The sequence below is a fragment of the Limosilactobacillus avium genome (assembly GCF_947381485.1).
Classification (GTDB): domain Bacteria; phylum Bacillota; class Bacilli; order Lactobacillales; family Lactobacillaceae; genus Limosilactobacillus; species Limosilactobacillus avium.
Map to the genome: position 1 here is coordinate 37,758 of NZ_CANCWN010000003.1, position 23,674 is coordinate 61,431.

Consider the following 23,674-nt stretch of genomic DNA (forward strand, 5'->3'; position numbering starts at 1 on the left):
GGAAAAGTCCACAACCTCTTTTTCAGTCTGCATAACGGGTACAGCCCTATTTAGCATAATCAATTGCCCGTACTTCACGAATAACGGTCACCTTGATGTGACCAGGGTATTCTAGTTGTTGTTCAATTTTCTGCTTAATATCGTGGGCCAAAGTTGTTGCCTGAAGGTCCGAAATCTTCTTTGGCTTAACAATTACCCGTAATTCACGACCAGCTTGAATTGCAAAACTATGGTCGACACCATCATAACTATTAGCTATGCCTTCCAGCTTCTTCAACCGCTGGATGTATTGTTCCAAGGACTCGCTTCTGGCCCCCGGCCGGGCACCAGAAATGGCGTCGGCGGCTTGAACAAGGACCGCAATTACTGAACCCGCTGGAACATCACCGTGGTGGGATGCAATCGTATTGACTACAACCTTGTTTTCCTTGTACTTCCGGGCTAATTCAACTCCTAACTCAACGTGGGAACCATCGACTTCGTGGTCAATTGCCTTCCCAATATCGTGAAGGAGCCCGGCCCGTTTGGCAAGGGCAACATCCTCCCCAAGCTCACTTGCCATAATTCCCGCAAGCTTGGCAACTTCTATCGAGTGGTCCAGGACGTTTTGACCGTAACTCGTCCGGTACTTCATCCGGCCAACCGTCTTAATCAGGTCCGGGTGCATCGAGTGGATTCCAAGGTCAAAGAGGGCCTGTTCACCGGTCTCCCTGAGCTGGCTATCCATCTGCTTCCGCGCCTTTTCAACGGCCTCTTCAATCCGTGCTGGATGAATCCGACCATCCTGAATTAGCTTCTCTAATGCGATCTTGGCAATTTCACGCCGGACAGGATCAAAGCCACTGAGGACCACTGCTTCCGGAGTATCATCAATGATCAAGTCAATCCCGGTTAAGGTTTCCAGGGTCCGGATGTTCCGGCCTTCCCGACCGATGATGCGGCCCTTCATGTCGTCATTTGGCAAGTTGACAACCGAAACCGTTGCCTCCGAAACAACATCCGCAGCACTCCGCTGAATTGCTTCCACAATCAGTTTCTTAGCGTTCCGATCAGCAGTCATCTCTGCCTGTTGTTCACTGTCCCTGATCATAACCTCACGTTCAGTCTTCAGCTTATCCTTCATCTCATCCAAGAGTTGCTGCTTGGCATCGTCATGAGACATTTGCGCAACCTTTTCCAATTCCGCCTGCCGCTGGTCGACTAAATCGTCGGCGACCTGCTGCTGACGGTGAAGCTTTTCCGTCAGCTGGTCAACCTTGTGTTCTCGGTTGCCAAGTGCGGTCTCCCGCTTTTCCAAGGCGGTATCCTTGTGGTCAAGGCTGGTCTCTCGCTGGAGCAAGCGGTCTTCTTGCCGCTGAATTTCGTTCCGGCGTTGCTTTAGTTCATTTTCAACGCTTTCACGGTAGCGGTGACTCTCGTCCTTTGCTTCCAGGATTGATTCCTTTTTCGCCGTTTCCGCTTTCGTCTTGGCTGTTGAAATGATTTCCTCAGCAGTCTGGTGTGCTGCCGCCAGTTTCTTTTCGTAACTGGCTTTGCGAACAATATAGCCAATAATAAGACCGACAACCATAGAAAGCGCGGCGAAAATTAATAACTGCACTATTTCACCCCCGCTTCAACTATTTTGTTGTTGGTTGGTTAATTATTTTCACCGTGTCGTGCAAAAAATGCACCACACAGATTAAATTTTAAGCTTGCGGAAGAGTAGTTGTCAACTACTTAACATTTAAAAATAACCCAGTGGGAAATAAGTTTCCTGCCGGCCAGAATACCGAACTTAAAACGGTGGTCGACACCGCAAACAGTGGTTTTAGTTCGTAGTTAGCCAACGCTTCATGACGCGCACCTTTCCCGTCACCAGGTTGCAACTTCCGGTAAGTAAAAGTGGCTGGGGAGAACATATTGTTTTCTCCCAGCCACTTAAATTCGCGTGTCCTAACTAATTTGGCGACCGCTCATGGGCCCTAATTAGTTTTTACTGGCTTCTTCAATTGTTTCCTGCTGGTTGGAGCCCTTGGCGTCCTCGCCATCGGTCTTCTGGTCATCCAGTGGCTTCATCCCGTAAGCAACCCGGACCTTATTCATAAGTTCGTTCATGCTTTCTGGGTGGTCTGCCAGCCACTTCTTGGCGTTTTCACGCCCCTGACCAATCCGTTCGTTGCCGTATGAATACCACGCACCACTCTTGTTGACAAGGTCCTTTTCAACGGCCATGTCGAGGAGTTCCCCAGTCTTGGAAATCCCTTCACCGTACATGATATCAACTTCACACCGCTTGAACGGTGGAGCAACCTTGTTCTTGACGATCTTTACCCGGGCCTTATTACCGATGACGTCTGTCCCGTTCTTGATCTGCTCGGCACGCCGAATTTCCATCCGGATGGTGGAGTAGAACTTTAGGGCCCGGCCACCGGTCGTCGTTTCAGGGTTACCAAACATTACGCCGACCTTTTCACGAATCTGGTTGATGAAGATTGCGATTGTCTTCGTCTTGTTGATCTCACCAGACAGCTTCCGCAGGGCTTGTGACATCAACCGCGCCTGTAAGCCGACGTGGGCATCCCCCATATCACCGTCAATTTCGGCTTGGGGTACCAGAGCAGCGACCGAGTCAATAACGACCAGGTCTACCGCCCCACTGGCAATCAGGGCATCAGCAATCGCTAACCCTTCTTCACCAGTATCGGGTTGTGACAATAATAGGTTATCCACATCGACACCCAATGCTTCGGCGTATTGCGGGTCAAGGGCATTTTCGGCGTCAATGTAAGCGGCCGTGCCACCCTGCCGTTGGACTTCCGCCACGGCGTGCAGGGCAACCGTTGTCTTCCCAGAACTTTCCGGGCCGTAGATTTCAACAATTCGACCACGTGGGTAACCACCGACACCAAGGGCCTTATCAATGGCCAAAGAGCCACTAGAAATTGTGGCAATCTTCATGTCAGCGGCATCACCCATGCGCATGATTGAACCTTTTCCAAAGTTCTTTTCAATCTTTTTCAGTGCAACATCCAGTGCTGCCTTACGCTGGTCTGCCAAATTAAATTCCTCCTTTACAAGGTCTTATCCGTCAATTAACAATACCAGTTTTTAGGTTAAAAAACAAGAAAAATGCGAACAATGGTTCGATTACCCCCGTAACTGCTGGTAAACCATCTGTAGTCCGTACTGGACGCTGAGGTTCCGAATCTCCTGCCGGCCACTGTATTCTGCCAGGTGCAAAAGCTTGGTCTGCGTTTGTTGTCCCCGAATGGCCAGGCCGAGCCAAACCGTCCCCGCTACTTGACCTTCAAGTGCATCGGGACCGGCAACCCCCGTAAAAGCCAGGCCAAAGTCGGCATCCAGTTTCTCCCGACTATTTTCGGCCATCGCCCGGGCGGTTTCAGCACTTACGACCCCGTGTTGGTTAATGACTTCGGGTGCAATGCCGAGCAGCTTCTCCTTAGCACCGGCTGCGTAGGTAACGAAGCCCCCGTTAAAGACATTCGATGCCCCGGGAACAGAGCAGATTGTGCTTTGGAACATCCCCCCAGTCAGGCTCTCCGCCCCCGTAATCGTCTTTCCCTGTTTTTTAAGGAGACTGACAACCTGGTCGACTAACGAGCAGTCATCACCAAAGCCGAAGAAATACGGACGATCAACCTTTAAGATGGCGTCCGCCGTTTCCCCTAAAACCCGCTCAGCTTCTTCAGCAGATAAGTCCGGAACCGTCAACCGGACCTGGATCCGGCTCGGCTGGACGTAGGATGTCACAGTAACTTGACTAAACTTCTTAGTTGCTTCACCAATTTCTTCCATCAAGGTTGATTCCGGCCGGCCAAGAAAGTTCATCGTCCGGCTGGCAATCTGCCGACCACTGCCAAAGGTTGCAACCAGACGGGGCTCAACACTTTTTTCCAGCATGACCTTAAATTCGGCTGGTGGCCCGGGCAAAACTACCACAACGCGACCATCAGTTGGGTACCAGCTGCCCAGGGCCAGACCAACTGGATTTTCCAGCGGCTGACCGCCAGTTAGGTAACGGGCCTGCTGAATATTCTCGTTAAGCAGTTTGATCTGCCGCCTCTTAAAGACCTGCTTAATCCACTGCCAGTGGTCCTGATCAGTCGTCAGGGTCGTATTAAGGGCAGCCGCGGTACTCTTCAGCGTCACATCATCAGCCGTTGGCCCCAGGCCCCCACAGACAAAGATCAAGTCGGCCCGGCGCCAGGCCGCCTCAATTGCATCTTCAATCTGCTGGCGCTCATCCTTGATTGTCACCTGGTATGGGGCAGCAATATCAAGCTTTGCCAGTGTCTTAGCTAGCAGGGGGACATTTGTGTTGACAACTTGTCCCAGTACCAGTTCTGTTCCCACAGAAATAATCTCGGCATTCATTTTTTAACCTCCTAAATATTAAATACGCAAACGGGTTGTTTTCTCACCAACAATTGTATAACGGCATCAATTAAAAAAGGGACCGGAGAAAAGATTATTTCCCCAGTCGCCGCCAAAAATACGTTTATTTAAATCCATCAGAAAAGACATCCCGACCCTGAATAAAGTAATCAACACCCGAGTAAATGGTGAAGAACAGGCAGATGTAGAGCATGATTTGGCCAAACGGAATATTCCAAATGGCAAAGATCACGTTGTTTAAGAGCAGGAAGATGATCGCAATAAATTGTGTGGTCGTCTTGATTTTCCCCGGCATCTTAGCGGCCAAGACAATTCCATCCTGTTCAACCAGCAGCAGCCGGAGACCCGTAACCGCAAGCTCACGCCAAATAATAATTGACGTTACCCAGGCAGGGACAACTTGGTTCCCCGTCAAAACGATAAAAGCAGTCATTACCAGGAGCTTGTCGGCCAAAGGGTCGGTAAACTTCCCGAAGTTAGTAACCAGGTGGTTCTTCCGGGCAATCCGGCCGTCCAGGTTATCAGTAATGGTCGCCGCAATAAAGAGGATTGCCGCAATCAGTTGGGCCAACGGAATTGTTGCTCCCCAAAAGGTGACACTCCCCCAGGAAAAGGGCAGAACCATCAGCAACAAGAAAAACGGGATAATTATTAAACGGACAACAGTTAACTTATTAGGTAAATTCAATTTTATTCCTCCATAGTTTTAACGCGTGGTCGTTGTCGTAGTGGCTGCCGGCTGCTGGGTCTGACTAGTTGTGGTCGTCGACCGGGTCGTTGCTGGCGTAGTCGTGGTTGTCTGCTGTTGACGGTTACCAGTGTTGACCGATGAGGTACCCGTGTTGGTCGTGTTCGTTGTCCGGTTGTTTGTTACCGTACTGCTGGTCCGGCTAGCCGTGCTTGACGAACTGCTACTACTCGTTGACTGCTTACCAAAGTTGATCGTAATTGTCCGCACGTTTTGGTTACGACCATTGTTGGTAAAGTTGATGGTCTGATTGCCAATCTTGATCTTAGTAGCTGCGGGGTTAGTAACGGTAATTACTAAGGAGTTCGTGTCGCGGCTAACGGCAACGCTTGCCTTCCCGTTAGTATTCAGTGTCCGGTTCAAAACGGTATTGTTATTATCCAAAACCCGGACGACAGAGCTGGCGCTAGTCTGGAACTGCAGGTTAGTCTTGCTCTTCAGCTTATTGGCGTTGTAAACAACACTCGTTGCGGTCCGACTAGTTTCCTTAAGCTTAATCGCCGTACTGGTCTTCTTTGGTGCCGCCTTCTTCTTAACGGAAGATGAGTGTTTCTTGCTTTCGCCGGAAACGGAAACGGAGCTGTTGTCAATCCGCGTTGAGTTATCACGGTGACTACGAGCAATTGCGGTTATCCAAATTGCCGCGAGGACAACAATAATCACACAGGCAATGATGACGGTCGGCAGGTACTGGCGCGCCTTACTGACACCGTTACTGACGGTCTTACGCTGGCTAGCCCGCGTTTCGACGGCTTGCGAAATGTGATCAGAATATTCGGCCGTCTTGGTCTTTGGCAAGTCATCGTCGTATTCACGAAGCAATTCTTCGCCGTTTAAACCCACGGTATTAGCATACTGCTTAATGAATGCACGGACGTAGAAGTCGCCTGGCAGTTCATCAAATTTTTCGTCTTCAATCGCAATTAAGTACCGCTTTTGAATTTTGGTAATTTGCTGCAGGTCATCTAGTGTGTAGCCCTTAGCCTGACGAGCACTCTGCAGCTTTTTACCAATTTTTACTTGTTGTTCGCTGTCATTTTCACTCATTATCTTATCTCCAATTAAAAATCAGTTTCTATCTCATTGGACATTATATCATGATGGTCCAAATGTAAAAGTTAAGAAAAATATATTATTGGTGCTGGGGCACGATTTGGTAAACCGACATGCCATCCGGATTGATGAAGTCGGCAGCGGCCGCCTTCAAATCATCAAGGGTGATTGTCCGCATCATCCGGACCTCATCCATCAGGTTGGCCCCATCAAAAAGCTGGCCGGCATAGCGGTTACCAATCGCCTCTGGTGAATCGAGCAGGCCAATTAACCGACCTAACTCACCGCGTTTAACCCCTTCAAAACGCGCTGCCGCCTGGTCAATCTGCTGGTCGGCGTCCTCTAGAATCTGCATGACCTCATCAGCGAACTTCTCCGTCTGGTCCGTATTCGTGCTAAAGTACGCGAAGTGAAACGCCCTTTGCATATCCAGGTTATAGCTAAACGAGTCGTCAATAACCCCTTCATCATAGAGGCGCAAATAGTTATCGGACGTGTCGTCCAGCAGGACGTCCAAAAGCAGGTCAACCGCCAGCTTATACTTTAACCGGGCCCGCCCATCGTCAAAGGATTTCAGCCCGCGAATGCCGACCATCACCTTAGGCCGGTTGACATTCATCGTTAAGGAACGGAAGGGAATTACATCCTTACCGGTCGGGTCGTTGAGTTTAAACCGCCGATCCGGTTTTTCCTGGGGAACAAAGTCCTTTTTCTCCTGGTTAGCCGCTACCCACTTAATCGTCTCCTCCGGATCTAAGTTACCGACGAGTAGTAAGGTCATGTTGCTTGGCTGGTAGAAAGTCCGGTAGTTCTCCATCAAGATTTCCGGTGTAATTTTACTAATGGACTCCACGGTCCCGGCAATGTCAATGTGCATCGGGTCATGGGGGTAAAGGTTGCCCAACATCCCCAGGTAAAGCCGCCAGTTTGGATCATCATCATACATCTGAATCTCCTGGCCGATAATCCCCTGCTCCTTTTGGACCGTCTGGGCGGTGAAGTAGGGCTGCTGAACAAAGTCGAGGAGAATATCAACGTTTTCATGGAGGTGGCTAGTCGTGGAGAAGAGGTAACTAGTCTGGGTAAAGCTCGTAAAGGCGTTCGAGTCCGCGCCAAGTTTGCCGAACAGGTCAAAGGCGTCGTAATCCTTCTTTTCAAAAAGCTTATGCTCAAGAAAATGTGCCACCCCGTCGGGAACGTGGATGGGTTCCTGGCCACCATAAGGGACAAAGCAGTTATCAATTGAGCCAAAGTTGGTCGTCATCATTGCGTAGGTCTTGTTAAAACCAGGCATCGGCATTAGGACAACGTTTAACCCATTTGCTAACTGCTGGTGGTAGGTTGACCGATTAAAGTCTTGATAAAAATACTTTTCCATATAACTTAATTTTCACCACTTAATAAATATACTGCTTGTTGCTTCAGTGACTGGGCGACCTGCTGGATTTCTTCCCGGGTAACGGCGTTAAACGCTGCCGGAATATCGGCCTGCTGGGCCCCCAGGAGGTTACGAACTAGTTGGCGCTCCAGGAGGTTACCGGCAAGGTCATTACCGGAACGGTACTGGTTGATGAGCCCCGCTTTGACTTCGTTAAGTCGTTGGTCACTATAATTATCTTCTTGAACTTCCTTAAGTTGCGCGTTGATCAGTGCCTCAACCCGGCGGGCGTCGCTAGACTTAATCCCCGTTTGCACCGTCAGTAAGCCATTGAAAGGCATCAACCGACTCGAGGCATAGTAAGCAAGACTTGCCTTTTCACGAACATTTGTAAACAACTTCGAGTACGGGCTGCCCCCAAAAAGGCCGTTAAATACCAGGCCAGCGTAGTACAGGGCGTGCCCATAATGAATCGGTAGCTGGTAACCAAGATTTAGCTTTGCCTGGCTCAGCTGCTGGTACTCAACCTGGCGCTGGATTTGGCGATAAGGATGCTGGCCATAAATAATCTGGCCGAGGTCAATTTGACGGTCGTTAAACGGCAGCTGCTGGATGGCCCTGACGACCTCCTCTTCGTCAAGGTCCCCAATGACCAAAATATCGACCCGGTCATCCTCAATCATCGACTGGTAAACCGGGTAGAGGTTCTGCGCCGTCAGCTCAGCAATCTCACTAGCCTTACCGAAACTCGGTGTTTGCATTACCGAATCATCGGCGTAGTACAGGTCCAGTAAGCGGCGAGCTGCCCAAAACTGCTTGTCATCATAGTAGCTATTGATGGTGGCGCTCAGGTTATGGGCCTGCCGGGCAAAGGTTGCTTGGTCAAAGGCCCCATCAAATGCTAGGGGGTTAAATAAGATTTCACGGGTCAGGGCAACTACCTGATCAAACAGGTTAGTATGGGCCAACTGGTCATTAATAAAGCCGGCCTTCAAGCGAACCGTGTGAAGCAGGCCAACCCGGCCGACCCCCATGCTAATGTATGTCCCATACTGTTGGGCGAGGCGCCGGGCGAGGGCCGTCTGGGTCGGGTACTTCTTGCTACTTGTCTCCAGAACGTTGGCCACGAGGTTGCGGGCGGTGGCATTAGTGTGCGTCTGGGGCGTCGTAAAATTAATGAGAATCTGATTTGCCTTAAACTGTTTCGTCGGGATAACGTCAAGGTTAACCCCACGAGCGAGATTATAATGCACGAGTATCGTTCCCCCTTTATTAAAGCTCGTTTGCATACTGAATAATGATACGTTAAATGGCCACAAATTACAAACGAAGTCAGCACTAAAAAAGGCCCCCCGCACAAGGTGAACCACCTTGTACCGAGCACCGATTTCGTTACTGCCGATAATTGTCTGGTCCTAAGAAATTACTGTCCCGTCCAAACCATTTTTCATTAATCTTCCGTAACTGGCCATCCTTTTGCAGGTGTCCCAGCCCCTGGTTGATCTTCTTACGAAGGGTCTTGTCACCCTTCCGCATCCCAACGCCGAAGTATTCTACCGGCAACTTCTTGCTAACGTATACCTTGTAGGCGTTCTTGTTCTTTTGGTGTTGAACATAGTAGTCTGCGTAAACCTCATCCATGAGGATTCCTTGAATTCGGTTGGCGTTCAGATCAATGAAGGCATCCGGGAAAGTATCGTACAGGACCGCACTCTTGCCCTTAATCTTATCCTTCAACAGCCGTGGCTTCTCATCCAGGACCGCCGCCCCGGTTGAACCGTTCTGGACACCGAGGGCCTTACCAGCCATCCCGCTCAGCCCATTGATGTGGCTACTCCGTTTGGTAACCAGGACCTGGCGGTTAGCGAGGTACGGCCGACTAAATGCGACCCTCTTTTCCCGGCTGGGGTTAATCGAATAACCGTTCCATAATAGGTCAATGGTGCCGTTCTTCAACTCGGTCTCCTTCATTGACCAGTCAATCGTTTGGAAGTCTGGCTTGATTCCGTATTGCTTAAAGACCGCCTTAGCAAGGTCAATATCATAGCCGACGAGCTTCCCGTTCTTTTGCCGGTAGCCCATCGGGACGAAACTATCGTCCAGCCCAATGACGACCTTCTTTCGGCGCTGGATCCGTGACCAGGTATCCTGCGTATTGGCCCGGGTTGTTACACTTTCACAACCGCCGAGAAGAAACAGCGGAACAATGAGAAGCATCAGCAACCAGATTGTTTTAACCTTCTTCATATGCTTCTTCCTCTCTATTTCCTAATCCTTTTCCTGGTCAAGGTCTTGCACCTGCTTGAATGAGTCATCTAAGGCCTTTACTTTCAAAATATCATCGGCAATCTTGTTGGCAAAGTCAAAATCGTGGGTAACAACCAACTGGGTCATCCCGTCCTTCTTCAGGCCCAGGATAATCTTCGCAACTTCTTGCCGCATCGTCGGGTCCAAGGCGGAGGTTGGTTCATCATAGCAGAGGATTTTCGGCTTCATCGCCAGGGCCCGGGCAATTGCCACCCGTTGCTTTTGGCCCCCGGATAGCTGGTAGGGGTAAAGGTCGCCCTTATCGTCCAAGCCCAGTTCATCCAACAGGCCCTTGGCGATCTTTTGGGCGGTAGCCTTATCCTTCTTCAGGACCATCACCGGCGCCAGGGTAATGTTTTCCATCACCGACAAGTTAGGAAACAGGTTATATTCTTGGAAGACAACGCCGATTACCCGGTCTGACTCCGCCGTCCCTTTGGGGTCAAATGGCTGCCCATCGATCAGGAACTGGCCACTATCTGCCGTTTCCAAACCGGTAATGCACCGGAGCAGGGTTGTTTTCCCCGCTCCCGAGGGACCAACAATACTTAAGATTTCGCCATCCTTAACTGTCAGGTTGACGTTGTCGAGAATTACCCGACTGCCAAAACTTTTTCTTAAATCTTTAACTTCTAACATGCTTGAACCCTCCTACTTGAAGTATGCGTACCGTTGTTCAACTTTCCGCAATACTAACGTGCAAATACCAACTAAGATCAGGTAGATCAGACCAACCAGTAACAGTGGAACAAGGGTGACGTCCCGTGACGTTGCGACGTTTCCGGCCCGCAGCAAGTCGCCAAGACCGATAACGTAAACCAGTGAGGAATCCTTGACCAGGTTGATGACTTCGTTCCCAATTGATGGGATAACGATCTTGACTACTTGGGGGATCACAATCTTACGAAGGGTCTGCCAGTAGCTTAACCGCAGCACCCGGGCCGCTTCAAACTGTCCCTCGTCAATTGCTTGAAAACCACCGCGGAAGATTTCTGCAAAGTAGGCCGCGTAGTTAAGAATGAAGGCAACCAAGGCTGCGTCATAACGTTGGAAGACAATTCCAATGATTGGTAAGCCGTAGAAGACAAAGATCAGCTGGAGCAGCAGTGGCGTCCCCCGCATCAGCCAAACATAAATTTCCAGGATCCATTTCAAAGGCTTAATCTTGGAAATCAACCCCAAGCTAACGAGGATCCCCAGTGGCAACGAGCCAATTAGCGTCCAAAAGAAGATCTGGAGGGTTAACGACGCCCCCTGGAATAATGATGGTAAAATTTCTGAAATGTAGTGCAAAGACATATTATAATTCCTCCTTCTCCACTGTCGCGAACGGCGTTAAACAAAAAATCCTCTAGAACTACCAAGCAGGTAATTCTAGAGGACGAATCATTCGTGGTGCCACCTCATTTTGCAGTTACCTCACAGCAACTGCCTCATTAAGTTCATTTATTGAACCCCGTTAAACAAAAAACACCCTCGAGCCATAATGGCTACGAGGGCGTTTCCGCGGTTCCACCTCATCTTACCAGCTTTCTCACAAAAGCTGGCCTCAGTGAGTTCAATAAATAAACTCTGTGCTGTAACGGGCGACCCCGGACCTTCCTACTTTGGTTTCAGAAGGTCAACTCACAGATGTGATTCAAGTATTTTAATAGGTTCCTTCCCATCAACCGGAACTCGCTTAGCTATTAAAGATGCTTTACTAGTCTGTTCATTGTCATTCGCTTGATTGTAAGTATATTACAATCACTTTTCTCCTTTGTCAAGGGTAATTAAACTTTATTTTCAGTTGTTGCCCAATTGAACAAGGACTGGATTGGCCAGTATAAGACCACAAAGTAAACCAGGTTGAGAGCCAGTGTCGGCGCCAAAGAAAAGGCCAAGAAGTCACCAAAGTTAGCGTTCGTGACCCCCACCATGTAGTAGGCCCAGTAGTTGATGGTGGCAAAGGCCACGATGTCAACAAAAAAGATCATAATCATTGATAAAAATGATCCACTGAAATACTTTGCCAATAGCTGGGTCAAAGCAACAATGCACGGGTAAAGGACCATGTATAAGCCTAAGATTCCAGAAGAATACATATCGGCAACTACGCCGACCGCAATGGCAAAGGGAATTAGCGGAATATCAATCCCGTTTTCAAAAAAGTAGGCCAATACTAACCATAACAAAACCAGCTCACTCATCATTGAATATGGGTACCGGAAGAACAGGGGCGCCCAGACGTGACTTAAAGCCCCATCCAGAAAGAGGCTTACAAACAGGCCAATCGGGAAAACATATTTTAATCGTGACAATCGATACATAAACGATCACTCCTGAGAAGCACTCTCGGCAACAGTAACGATGTTGATGTCATTGAAGTTAGCTGCCGGGGTAATGTAAACCTTTTGTGCCAGGCCGTAGTCATCCTTGCCGATTCGTGATACCTTACCGACATACAGGCCCTTGGGGGTGATGCCACCCATTCCGCTGGTAACAACTCTCGTCCCAACCTTAATCTTGGCCTTGGAACTGACCCGACCCATGATGATTTCATTCCGGTTAGCGTTGTAGCCGGTGACAATTCCGTTCACAACCTGGTTGCCCTTGCCACCAATCGAAATAGCAAACCGGCTGGAAGCCTCATTGGTGTCACTCAACAGTTCGACTTTACTATTGGTCTTGTTAACCTCAATGATCCGGCCAATTAAGCCCCCGTCGCTCATTACCGGCATGTTCTTCTTGATTCCACTTGACTGCCCCTTGTTGATTACCAACTGTTGCTGCCAAGAGGATGGTGTCCGCATCAAAACGGCGGCCGTGACCGTATCATAGTCCGTCATTGACTTCCCGAGTTTCAGCTCCTGCTTCAACTGCTTGTTTTCATGAGCAAGAGTTTGGTCCCGCACCTTCGTTTGGGCCAGTTCGGTTACCTGTTGTTTTAGTTCACGGTTTTCCGAATAAGTATTCATCAAGTCATTGACGGAACTGAAGCTGGTCTGCAACCAGTTAACCGGCAAAGCGACTGCACTATCCGCAAAACCGATAATATCGTTACCAAATTGTTGAATTAACGGTGGCGTGTTCCGCCGGTTCCGTAGTGAAATCGACCCCGCCATCAAGCCAAAACAAACGACCAGAATTATCACAATGATAACCAACCGGCGATTGGAAAAAAACTTGTGCATGATAATCCTCCATTATGGGCAAGATAATAAAAGGGGGCTAGACAAAACAAATCGTTTTGCGACCAGCCCCGCCTATCACTAGCCAAATCTAATGATACGTATTTCCTGCTGTAGTATACAGCTAGTCAATACTCATTTCTCTTTTCTTACTTCTTCTTCATAACGTCGATACTCTTCAAGGACTCCCCAGTCCCGATGGACACACAGTCCAGCGGGTCATTAGCAATAAATACTGGTACCTTGGTGGCATCAGCAATTACGTCGGGCAAGTTCTTCAGAAGGGCACCACCACCGGTTAAGACAATTCCGTGGTCGATAACATCGGCAGCAATTTCTGGTGATGTTTCTTCCAGGGTTCCCTTAATGGCGTTAATGATGTTTTCAACAACGTCTTGTAAGGCGGTTGAAACATCCTTAGCAGAGACCTGCATCGTCTTTGGCAAACCGGTTACCAGGTCCCGACCACGAACGTCGGTGGTTCCCATTTCTTCGGCCGCCGCAACGGAAGCAGAACCAACGTCCCACTTGAGTTTTTCCGCTGTCCGTTCCCCAATCAAGAGGTTCATGTTTTGCCGTACGTATTGGACAATGGCATCGTTCATCTTGTCACCAGCCATCCGGATGGAACGACTCGAAACGATCCCCCCTAAGGAGATGGTGGCAACGTCGGTGGTTCCCCCACCAATGTCAACAACCATGCTCCCGGTAGGATCCATGACCGGCAGGCCCGCACCAATTGCGGCCGCAAATGGTTCCTCAATGACATAAGCGTCCCGGGCACCAGCAACACGGGTGGCGTCAATAACCGCCCGCTTTTCAACTTCAGTAATCCCACTTGGAACACACACCATGACGTAAGGCTTGCCGTTACTGTTCCCCAGCGCCTTGTTGATGTAGTATTTCATCATTGCAACGGTCGTGTCGTAGTCGGCAATCACACCGTCCTTCATTGGACGAATAGCAACAATACTTTCTGGCGTCCGGCCAATCATGTCCCGTGCGTCGCTACCAACAGAAATCACTTCGTTTGTCTTCGCATTCCGAGCGACAACTGATGGTTCACGGAGAACGATGCCCTTACCTTCGAGGTAGACAATCGTGTTGGCGGTTCCCAGATCGATTCCAAGATTTTTGGTTCCGATTCCTAGCAATCTGCTTCTTCCCTTCGTTTTTAGACTAATAATCAATTTTAATCAATATCGTGGATATTATACCATAGCCAGGCATCACATACGAACTTTAATATACATTATTAGCCTTTCCGGGCGCAATTTTCGCTCACATATTTACCTTTTCTTTACTTTTAGGGACGAACCTGCTGCTTTTCCCGCCAACTGTAGTACCTGTCCTGACCAACAATCATGAAGTCGAGCAGACTAAGTCCTAACAATCGACTCCCCCGGTCAAGCCGTTTGGCAAACGCCAGGTCCTGTGCGGACGGGTGCACATCCCCAGACGGGTGGTTGTGAATCATGATGATTCCACTAGCTGACCGCCGAAGGGCATAGCTAAAGATCCGGTCTGGGTACAATACACACTCGCTCTGCCCACCGACAAAGAGGGTCTTCAAGTCAATGATCTCATTGTGGACATCGGTACACGCTAGCGTGACCCCTTCCTGGTCCTCACCCAAGAAATAGTCAATCATTTCCCGTCCTAGGGCCATGCTGGAATACGCGTGGCCCAAAATTTCACGGTGCCCCTTTAGGACCAGCTGACCGAGCTCCATCGCGGAAAGTAAACAGCGCATCTCTGGGCCCCAAGATAGGACCGCTCGCCGCTCATCATCAGTCATGTTTTTGATGCTGGTTAACGTTGGGAACATCTCCCAAAACTTCATCACGAGTTCCTGGTTGCGCTCCGGTGTATCGGCGCAAATTCCCTTCGCCAGCAGGTCCAGGTAACGGTCGTTGTGCATTACTTCTAACATATTTATTCAGCTCCTTAAGTGTCCTACTGAATAAATACGGAAAAAGATCTAGTTGTCACTAAATAAGTGCCGAACTTCCGAAATAAAGTAGAGGGACCCCGTAACAATCATCACGTCATCCTCACTGAGCCCCTGTGCGACCTGTTGAAAGGCAAGTGGCCACTCTTTTGCAACCTGAATTGGGTACCGGCTCTTAACCTGTTTTGCAACCGCCGCCAAGTCCGCACTCGGCCGCTTGGGACCCGGGCCCGCAAAGTTGGTGACGGTAATATGGACATTGCCGAGACTGGCCAATTCGCCCATCATTAGCTCGTACTGTTTGTCAGCCAGGATTGCGACTAATAGGTAGACGTCCTGGTCACTGAAGTCATCCTGGATCGTTTTGACCAGGGCCTGAATGCCAGGAAGGTTGTGGGCCCCATCCAAGAGGACCAGGGGCTGCGGATTAACTACCTCCAGTCTCCCCGGCCACTTAACCGTCGTTAATCCTTTAATGACAGCGGACCTGTCAAGTGGTAAGCCCCGCTCCGTCATAAAAAGCTGGAAGGCGGTAATGGCAACCGCGGCGTTTTCTACCTGGTAGTCGCCCCCGAGGCCGAGCTGACACTTAAGGTGGCGGAGCTGGAGTCCCTGGTAGTCAACCTTAGCAAAGAAGTGGTGGTCATCAGCCTTCTGGATACTAAAGTCAGTTCCCAGCTTATAGAGGGGGGCCTTTTTACCAGCCGCATCCGCGATAATTGCCGCCTCCGCACTTGACGGCAGCTTCCCAATCACCACAGGAACGTGTTCCTTGATGATGCCCGCCTTTTGTTGGGCAATCTCTTTGAGGGTGTTGCCGAGGTACTTCATATGGTCCCAGCCAACCGTCGTAATGACACTGACCGCCGGGACAATGACGTTTGTGGAATCAAACAGGCCGCCAATTCCGACCTCCAGCAAGACAACATCCGGCTGCTTTTCTGCCATGTAGCAAAACATGATGGCGGTATCGATCTCAAACTCGGTTGGTCCCCCCGTGGGTAGTTCCTGGTCCAACTTGGCAACAACCTTGCTGACCCGGTTGGTTAACCGGACTAGGTCGGCGTCACTAATCTGCTGAGCATTGTATTCGATGCGTTCATTAAACCGGGTGATGAATGGGGACGTAAAGCTACCAACGTTCAGGCCACTGGCTAAAAGCATCGACCGCAGCATCGCCACTGTCGACCCCTTGCCGTTTGTTCCTGTCACGTGGATGTACCTTAGTCCTGCTTGGGGGTTACCAAGTTCATCGAGGAAGCGGCGCATTCGTTTTAGTGTCGGTACTTTTTTAAACTTGGTCCGCCCGTGAATGAAGTTCAGGGCCTCTTCATAAGTTGAAATCATCTTTCCATCCCCTTAACTAAACGAAGGGCCCCCGTGTCCGGTAATTCCGGATACTAAGGACCCTCCCTTCTAAATCACACTATGCGTTTTCAAGGGAAGCAAGACGGTCCTTAGCAGCGGCAAGTTTTTGCTGCCACTCAACGGCCTTTTGCTTCTCAGCTTCAACAACTTTTTCAGGTGCGTTTTCAACAAATTTCTGGTTACCAAGCTTCTTGGAAGAACGGTTGACTTCCTTCTCCAACTTGGCAATTTCTTTTTGCATCTTGGCCTTCTCCTCATCCAGGTCCACCAGTTCGGCCATTGGTATGAATACTTCAGCGCCGGCGAGGATACTTGACATTGCCAGTTTTGGTGCAACCACATCAGCACCAATTTGCAATTCTGCCGGGTGACAGAAGCGGTCGATGTAGTCACGGTTATTCTCGAGCATCCCCTTCAGGTGGTCGTTCTTAGTCTTAACCAGGATGTCCACCGGTTTAGACATTGGGGCGTTGGCCTCGTTTCTGATGCTCCGTACCGCCTTGATCATTTCAATCAAGCTGTCCATCTGTTCCGTAGCGTCCTCGTCATCAAGGTCAGCATTAACCGTTGGGTATGGTGCAACCATGATTGACTTACCCGTGTGCGGCATTGACAGCCAGAGTTTTTCGGTAACAAACGGCATGATTGGGTGCAGGAGCTTCAGGGTTTGGTCCAGGACGTAACCCAGGATGTTCTTAGTGTTCGCCTTTTCCTCGTCCGTGCCGTTATTCAACTTTTCCTTGGTCATTTCAATGTACCAATCACAGAAATCATTCCAGATAAAGTTGTAAAGGGCCCGGCCAACTTCACCGAATTCAAACTTCTCAGACATTTCGGTAACCTGCTTGACCGTTGCGTTTAACCGGCTTAAGATCCAGCGGTCGGCAAGGTCCCACTTATCCTGTGCGGGCAGGACTGGAGCCGGCATTTCGCCAAGGTTCATGATGACGTACCGGCTGGCGTTCCAGATCTTGTTGATGAAGTTCCAGGCAGCGTCCATCTTGGTGTAGGAGAAGCGAATATCTTGACCCGGTGTGGAACCATTAATGAGGAACCACCGTAAAGCATCGACCCCGTACTTCTTGATGACGTCCATTGGGTCAATCCCGTTCCCTAAGGACTTACTCATCTTCCGCCCCTGTTCATCACGAATCAAACCGTGCAATAGGACGTTCTTAAACGGCGCCCGACCAGTAAATTCAAGCGACTGGAAGATCATCCGGGAAACCCAGAAGAAGATGATGTCGTAACCGGTAACCAGGGTATTGGTTGGGAAGTAGCGCTTAAAGTCTGGGGAATCAGTATCCGGCCAACCCATTGTGGAGAATGGCCACAGGGCACTGGAGAACCAGGTGTCTAAGACATCCTTGTCTTGCTCCCAGTTTTCCGCATCCTTTGGCGCTTCCATCCCAACGTAGACTTCTCCGGTCTGCTTGTTGTACCAGGCAGGAATCCGGTGCCCCCACCAGAGTTGCCGGGAAATAACCCAGTCATGAATGTTTTCCATCCACTGGGTGAAGGTGTGTTCGAACCGTTCCGGAATGAAGTTGACCCGGTCGGCCGTCTTCTGGTTCTTTAATGCCATTTCGGCTAGTGGCTTCATCTTAACAAACCACTGGGTCGAAAGCCGGGCCTCCACTTGGACCCCGGTCCGTTCGGAATGCCCAACGGAGTGGACAATTGGAACCACCTTTAACATGTAGCCCTGGTCCTTTAAATCGGCGACAATGGCCTTCCGGGCCTCAAAGCGGTCCATTCCCTTGTACTTACCGGCGTTCTCGTTCATTGAGGCGTCTTCGTTCATGGTGTTCAATTCTGGCAAGTTGTGCCGCTTACCAACCTTGAAGTCGTTCGGATCGTGGGCCGGCGTGATCTTAACCATCCCGGTTCCAAAGTCCGGCGTTACGTAGTCATCAGCGATGATCTCGATTTCCCGGTTAACGAGCGGTACCATGACCTTCTTGCCGACCAATTCCTTGTAACGGTCGTCATTTGGATTAACGGCAACCGCTTCATCACCAAACATGGTTTCTGGCCGGGTAGTGGCAATTTCAATGTAGTCCTTGCCGTTAAAGATAGTGCCATCAGTAAATGGGTACTTAACGTGGTAGAAGGCACCCTTATCATCCTTGTGAATAACTTCGATATCAGAAAGGGCCGTCCGTGCTTGCGGATCCCAGTTGATAATGTAGGTTCCCCGGTAAATGAGGCCCTTCTTGTAAAGGTCAACGAAGACCTTCCGGACCGCCATGTTCAGCCCCTTATCAAGGGTGAAGCGTTCCCGGTCATAGTCGACGGAAATTCCCATCTTTGCCCACTGCTTGTGAATAATGTCGGCATATTCGTCCTTCCAGTCCCAAACCTGTTGAACGAACTTTTCCCGACCAAGGTCATAACGGGAAATTCCCTGCTTCCGCAAGCGGGCTTCGACCTTCGCCTGGGTAGCAATCCCTGCGTGGTCCATCCCCGGAATCCACAGGACATCGTAACCCTGCATCCGCTTTTGACGAATAAGGATATCCTGCAAGGTAGTATCCCAGGCGTGGCCCAGGTGCAGTTTACCAGTTACGTTCGGCGGCGGAATAACAATTGAATATGGGTGGGCCTTCTTATCACCACTCGGCTTGAACAGGCCCTGATCAATCCACCATTGGTAGCGGCCTTCTTCGACCGCTGCGGGATCATACTTTGTCGACATCTCTTTTTCAGTGCTCATCGTATAATCGCTCCCTTCATGCTTCATCAAATAAAATCAATTAAACTGACCTAAATAAAAAAATCGCCCTATCAAACAGATAGGACGATTAGCTCGCGGTACCACCTAAATTGAACAGTCCAATCGACTGCCCCACTCGACATTAGGTAACGGTAATGAACCGGATGTGCTTACTATTGGTTCAGCTCATCAGCTCCCGAGCTACATTCGTGAACCGGTGGCCAGGCCTTCACACCTCTGGGCCCTCGCTGGTGACCCACCGTGCTCACTACTATTTCGGTCAATGCTTATTATGCTTGTATCATAGCTAAATAATTCCCGGCCGTCAAGGACTGTTTTACAGTAATTCGGCAAAGACGTCCTCGTTTTGGTTCAAGAAGTCTTCACCAGGGTGGATATCAGTGATCTTCACCCCATCCAGTGACCGTTGAATCAGGCCATCAATGTCGAGGTGTTGCTCATACTTACGGGCCTTCTTAACGCTCGGCTTCGTCTTGGGCGACGGCGGCGTGAAAACGGTACAGCAGTCTTCATACGGCAAGATTGACAGGTCATAGGTGTCGATATCTTCAGCAATCTTGATAATCTCAGTCTTATCAAAAGACAGGACTGGCCGCAATACTGGATAGTTCGTCACGTCCTCAATTGCCAGCATACTCTCCATTGTCTGGGAGGCCACCTGCCCTAACGACTCACCGTTAAAGATTGCCAGGCCATGCCGCTTTTCCATCAAGGCCGTTGCCAGACGGAGCATCATCCGCCGTTGGATGGTCATCAGGTAACCCTCTGGTACCTTCTCCTTAACCGTTTCCTGGATCTCAGTGAACGGTACCTGGATAAACTTGATGTGGCCACAATACTTAGCCAGTTTTTCCGTTAGCTGCTCAGCCTTAGCCAGGGCTTGGGGACTGGTGTACGGCGGACTAAAGAAGTGGACCATCTCCATCGAAACGCCCCGCTTCATGCCGAGGTAGGCCGCTACTGGGGAGTCGATCCCGCCGGAGAGCATCATCATACCCTTTCCGGCCGTGCCGACTGGCAAGCCACCAGCCCCTTTGATGGTTTCACTAGAGAGGAAAATACCGTTCAAGCGGATCTCAACACGGATGGTGAGGTCCGGGTGGTGGACATCAACCTTCAGCTTATCGGGGAACTTATGTAAGAGGTCCCCACCAAGCTTGTCGTTCATTTCAAAGGTATCGATTGGGAAGTGGTGGTCGGACCGCCGGGTTTCAATCTTAAATGTGATTGGGTGGTCAACCTGCTCTTCTACCATCTCCTCAGCGGCTTTAGCAACCGCAGCAAAGTCCTTTGCCACCTTGATTGATGGGGAGAAGGTTTGGATTCCGAAAACATTCTTTAACTGCTTCATTACCTGGTCATAGTCGGCCCCGTTTAGTTGAACGTGTAGACGGTCTTGTTGAGCGTGGACCTTGACCTGGTCAAACTGGTGGAGGGCATGACGAACGTTTGTCCCGAGACGGTCAATAAAGGACTTCTTGTTGCGTCCCTTGGTGGACAGTTCCCCATACCGAACCATAATTTCTGTGTACTGCACTTAATCTCCTCCTTCCTGTTAGTCAATGATCTTCTTGAAGCCAGCGTAAAGGTCGTCAAATACCTGGTTGAACTTATCAGCTTCTTCGATGGTATTCTGGTCGCCGAGACTGATGCGGACCGCACTCGTCGCCTCGTTTTCCGGCACCTTCATTGCGGCTAGCGTCCCCGCCTCCGCGTGCTTCTTGGAAGAACAAGCACTGGTCGTGGAAATGTAGATGCCCTGCTCCTCAAAGGCGTGGACAATCGTTTCCCCACGAACACCGACAATCGCAAAACAGAGAATGTGGGGGGCAAAACCCTGGTCACGGCCAGAAAGGATCTTAACATGATCAAACTTCTTCAGGTGGTCGTAGATCCGCTCTTTGATTGCCTGCTCCCGTTGAACCGCCTGGGGTTCGTTTTCCTTAACAAGGCGGATGGCCCGGGCCATTGCAACGTCTCCCGGGGTGTTTTCTGTTCCACTCCGCAGGGTCCGTTCCTGGCCCCCACCAGAGATCAGCGGTGCAATTTTCCGGCCACTCTTCATGTAAACAAAGCCGGTCCCCCGGGGAGCGTGGAACTTGTGCCCGGAGAAGGTGGCAAAGTCCACCCGGTCACTGAAGACCGCACTATCGAGGTCCTTACCAATTGCCTGCACCGCATCAACCATGTAGTGGACGTTAGGATAGTCCTTCAGGATCTCCCCAACCTCTTTAATTGGCTGAACCGTCCCAATCTCATTGTTGACGGCCATGATTGATACCAGGATTGTATCTGGGCGAAGGGCGGCCTTCACATCTGCCGGATTAATCCGTCCTTCACTATCAACTGGTAGGTAGGTCACATCGAAGCCCAGCTCCTCTAGTTGGGCCATTGAGTTCCGCACAGCAGCGTGTTCCACTGCCGTCGTGATAATATGCTTACCAAAGCGGCGCTTAGCAAAGGCCGTTCCCTTAATTACCCAGTTGTCACCCTCAGAGCCACCACTGGTAAAAATAATTTCACTCGCCTTGACCCCAAAGAGTTTGGCAACTTGCTGACGGGCTTGTTCAAGCAGGTTCCAGGCCTCTTCACCAAAATTATGCAAACTGCTTGGGTTTCCCCAAATCTTTTGACTAACTGTATCGTACGTTGCTAAGACTTCCGGAGAAATCTTCGTCGTCGCACTATTATCGAAATAGATCATCACTCTGCTCCTCTGACAATATAATCTGATGGTCAGTAGCCAGCAAATCATCGCTGGCAGGTTGGTTCGACACTTTCTTAAAGCAACTTTATATTATAGCAAAAAAAGACCAGAGGCAAAATCTTTTGTCCCTGGTCCAAATAATTAGTCATTTTCACTGTAATAGCTGTCCTCAATCCGCTTGAAGGACCCCGGTTCAACCTTCTCCAGGGCCGTACCAATGGCCTCAAGGCTCTTGGTATATTCATACTTGCTAAAGAGCTTTCGTGATTTTTCGGCTGCCTTTTCAATCTCCTCATTGTCGGAGAAGCGGTTAGCGTACTGAAGCAACCGTTCCGTCAACTCTGCACTATCGCGCAAGTCATTAGTCTTCACCTGAAGGCTTTCTAGGTCGGACTCAACCATGATCAGCTGCTTGGTAACGTCATCCATGTTGATCTTGTACTCATGCAATTCAGCGTTTAGCTTCTTAACCTCATCGCTGACCCCCATGAAGTAGTCCACATAGTCTTGGGAAACACCGGGCAGGTTAAGTTGCTCAACCTGACGCTTAATTGTCCGCAGGTCTACTGAATATTTCTGCAACATCTTGCGTGCCCGCTGTTCATCAGTTTGCAGTTTGGCAACCTCGTCGTTGATCTTTTCCTGCTTCTCTTCAACCGACGTGAGCTCCTTTTGGTTAGCCTTTTGCCGGTCAACAACCTGACTATAAATCACGGTCTGATCAGCAAAAGCCTTCTGGTCCTCTTGGAACTGCTTGTTGATGGTCTTAATCTGTTCATTTAATTGCCGGGCCGCTTCAATCTCATTGTTGTTAAAGGTATAACTGAGGTTCAACCGCCGTAGCTCAGCAATTAACTCTTCATTCTGGTGTTGAGCATGGGGGATAAATTTGCCCATCACATCCATCAGGTGCTTAGCTTCCGGTTGAGCATCAATTTCCTTTTGCATTACCCCATAGAGATTATCAATTTCATCAGCCAAGTCTTTGTTGGACTGGGCAACGATGTCAATTTCCAAATCGTTCAACTGGGCAACCGTCTGCTTTAACTTTTCCTGTAACTGTTCAATCTTAACATCCAACTTTTGTTCGGTGAAGTTGAAGTGGTCCTTCTTTAAGGTCGCGTAACCCTTTTGCAATTCATCCAGTTGGTCTGGAAACTCGGTAACCAACGGCTTGTACAGCTTTGGAACTGTCTTTAAGAGGTGATCAAACTTTTGGTTATCGTTTTGTAATTCAGAGAGAATTTCCTGGGCGGCTTCCAAGTCGCCCTTGTTAGTAAGGTCAACAAACTTCGCAAACCGTTGTTCCAGGTCATTAAGTTGCTGGCTCAGTTTCTTAATGGTATCCCCGTATTCAAAGTTCTTTTCATCCATTTGCTGGTGAAAATGACGATACTGCTGGCGCAGGTGATCAATTGCCTGGTGGTGCCGCTGTTCTTGTTGTTGAAGGTCCTGCAAGGTCTTTTGAATTTTTTGCGCTTCATCACTGGTCCGGCCAACCAGGGTCCGGTAATCGTTGATTGCTGAATTGATGGTAAGCAGTTGGCTGGTCTTAACCGCAGCCTGTAATTCCTTGCCGCGTGTCTCAACCTGCTTAAGCTGTGGGATCAGCTCCTCTTGGTACTTTTTCTCCAGCTTATTAAAGGTTTCCTTAGCATCACCAATCAGTTGCATCTTTTTCCCCTGCGCCAATTGACTAGCAAGGTCTTCCTTCTTCAAGTGGTCACCAACGGCCTGCAACTCCTTGATTTGGCTAATTGCCCGGTGTTGGAACCAACTAATTCCGACCAATAATAATAAGATTACAACTAAAACTGCGATTAAAATTTGAAACATCAATTTCCCCACCTAATTATT

General features: G+C 49.6%; 19 protein-coding genes and 2 other annotated features. All 19 genes read right to left on the reverse strand.

Translation table 11 applies throughout. The features are described 5' to 3' along the window. Positions 1–46: 46 nt before the first annotated feature. Positions 47–1,570: a ribonuclease Y gene (gene rny, locus QOS01_RS01860; RefSeq protein WP_408612420.1), complete on the reverse strand. Its 1,524-nt coding sequence runs from the start codon at positions 1,568–1,570 to the stop codon at positions 47–49. A 398-nt stretch (positions 1,571–1,968) separates the two neighbouring features. After that, positions 1,969–3,039, reverse strand: a complete 1,071-nt coding sequence (gene recA / locus QOS01_RS01865) for a recombinase RecA (RefSeq protein ID WP_283620850.1) — start codon at positions 3,037–3,039, stop codon at positions 1,969–1,971. A gap of 90 nt (positions 3,040–3,129) precedes the next feature. Further along, entirely contained in the window at positions 3,130–4,377 is a 1,248-nt protein-coding gene (locus QOS01_RS01870; protein WP_283620851.1) for a competence/damage-inducible protein A, read from the reverse strand. Between the two features lie 124 nt (positions 4,378–4,501). Continuing rightward, positions 4,502–5,086: a CDP-diacylglycerol--glycerol-3-phosphate 3-phosphatidyltransferase gene (gene pgsA / locus QOS01_RS01875; RefSeq protein WP_283620852.1), complete on the reverse strand. Its 585-nt coding sequence runs from the start codon at positions 5,084–5,086 to the stop codon at positions 4,502–4,504. 18 nt (positions 5,087–5,104) lie between these two features. After that, positions 5,105–6,193 carry a helix-turn-helix domain-containing protein gene (locus QOS01_RS01880; protein WP_283620853.1) on the reverse strand — a complete coding sequence of 363 codons (1,089 nt, stop codon included), beginning with the start codon at positions 6,191–6,193 and terminating at the stop codon, positions 5,105–5,107. An 85-nt stretch (positions 6,194–6,278) separates the two neighbouring features. Continuing rightward, complete coding sequence (gene yfmH / locus QOS01_RS01885; RefSeq protein ID WP_283620854.1) at positions 6,279–7,577, reverse strand: EF-P 5-aminopentanol modification-associated protein YfmH; 1,299 nt, start codon at positions 7,575–7,577, stop codon at positions 6,279–6,281. Positions 7,578–7,582: 5 nt separating this feature from the next. Next, a complete protein-coding gene (yfmF, locus tag QOS01_RS01890) occupies positions 7,583–8,830 on the reverse strand; it encodes an EF-P 5-aminopentanol modification-associated protein YfmF (RefSeq protein ID WP_283620855.1) in 1,248 nt (415 codons plus the stop codon). Between the two features lie 139 nt (positions 8,831–8,969). Then, positions 8,970–9,824: an amino acid ABC transporter substrate-binding protein gene (locus QOS01_RS01895; RefSeq protein WP_283620856.1), complete on the reverse strand. Its 855-nt coding sequence runs from the start codon at positions 9,822–9,824 to the stop codon at positions 8,970–8,972. A 21-nt stretch (positions 9,825–9,845) separates the two neighbouring features. After that, entirely contained in the window at positions 9,846–10,523 is a 678-nt protein-coding gene (locus QOS01_RS01900; protein ID WP_283620857.1) for an amino acid ABC transporter ATP-binding protein, read from the reverse strand. Positions 10,524–10,535: 12 nt separating this feature from the next. Next, on the reverse strand, positions 10,536–11,183 hold the full coding sequence (locus tag QOS01_RS01905; protein ID WP_283620858.1) for an amino acid ABC transporter permease: 648 nt from the start codon (positions 11,181–11,183) through the stop codon (positions 10,536–10,538). A gap of 75 nt (positions 11,184–11,258) precedes the next feature. Continuing rightward, positions 11,259–11,608: a binding site (T-box leader), on the reverse strand. A gap of 48 nt (positions 11,609–11,656) precedes the next feature. Beyond that, positions 11,657–12,193 (reverse strand): rod shape-determining protein MreD, encoded by a 537-nt coding sequence (mreD, locus tag QOS01_RS01910; RefSeq protein WP_283620859.1) that lies wholly within the window; start codon positions 12,191–12,193, stop codon positions 11,657–11,659. Positions 12,194–12,199: 6 nt separating this feature from the next. Then, positions 12,200–13,057 carry a rod shape-determining protein MreC gene (mreC, locus tag QOS01_RS01915; RefSeq protein WP_283620860.1) on the reverse strand — a complete coding sequence of 286 codons (858 nt, stop codon included), beginning with the start codon at positions 13,055–13,057 and terminating at the stop codon, positions 12,200–12,202. A 146-nt stretch (positions 13,058–13,203) separates the two neighbouring features. After that, complete coding sequence (locus tag QOS01_RS01920; RefSeq protein ID WP_283620861.1) at positions 13,204–14,208, reverse strand: rod shape-determining protein; 1,005 nt, start codon at positions 14,206–14,208, stop codon at positions 13,204–13,206. A 152-nt stretch (positions 14,209–14,360) separates the two neighbouring features. Further along, complete coding sequence (locus QOS01_RS01925; protein WP_283620862.1) at positions 14,361–14,987, reverse strand: JAB domain-containing protein; 627 nt, start codon at positions 14,985–14,987, stop codon at positions 14,361–14,363. Between the two features lie 48 nt (positions 14,988–15,035). Continuing rightward, positions 15,036–16,352, reverse strand: coding sequence for a bifunctional folylpolyglutamate synthase/dihydrofolate synthase (locus QOS01_RS01930; RefSeq protein ID WP_283620863.1), 1,317 nt, complete (start codon positions 16,350–16,352; stop codon positions 15,036–15,038). A 79-nt stretch (positions 16,353–16,431) separates the two neighbouring features. After that, the gene (locus QOS01_RS01935) at positions 16,432–19,089 is read right to left on the reverse strand and encodes a valine--tRNA ligase (RefSeq protein ID WP_283620864.1); all 2,658 of its coding nucleotides are present in this window, start codon (positions 19,087–19,089) and stop codon (positions 16,432–16,434) included. Between the two features lie 77 nt (positions 19,090–19,166). Next, positions 19,167–19,382, reverse strand: a binding site (T-box leader). 44 nt (positions 19,383–19,426) lie between these two features. Beyond that, positions 19,427–20,647, reverse strand: a complete 1,221-nt coding sequence (thiI, locus tag QOS01_RS01940) for a tRNA uracil 4-sulfurtransferase ThiI (protein ID WP_283620865.1) — start codon at positions 20,645–20,647, stop codon at positions 19,427–19,429. Between the two features lie 18 nt (positions 20,648–20,665). Then, positions 20,666–21,814 (reverse strand): cysteine desulfurase family protein, encoded by a 1,149-nt coding sequence (locus QOS01_RS01945; protein WP_283620866.1) that lies wholly within the window; start codon positions 21,812–21,814, stop codon positions 20,666–20,668. A gap of 144 nt (positions 21,815–21,958) precedes the next feature. Then, positions 21,959–23,653 carry a septation ring formation regulator EzrA gene (gene ezrA / locus QOS01_RS01950; protein WP_283620867.1) on the reverse strand — a complete coding sequence of 565 codons (1,695 nt, stop codon included), beginning with the start codon at positions 23,651–23,653 and terminating at the stop codon, positions 21,959–21,961. Between the last annotated feature and the right edge of the window lie 21 nt (positions 23,654–23,674).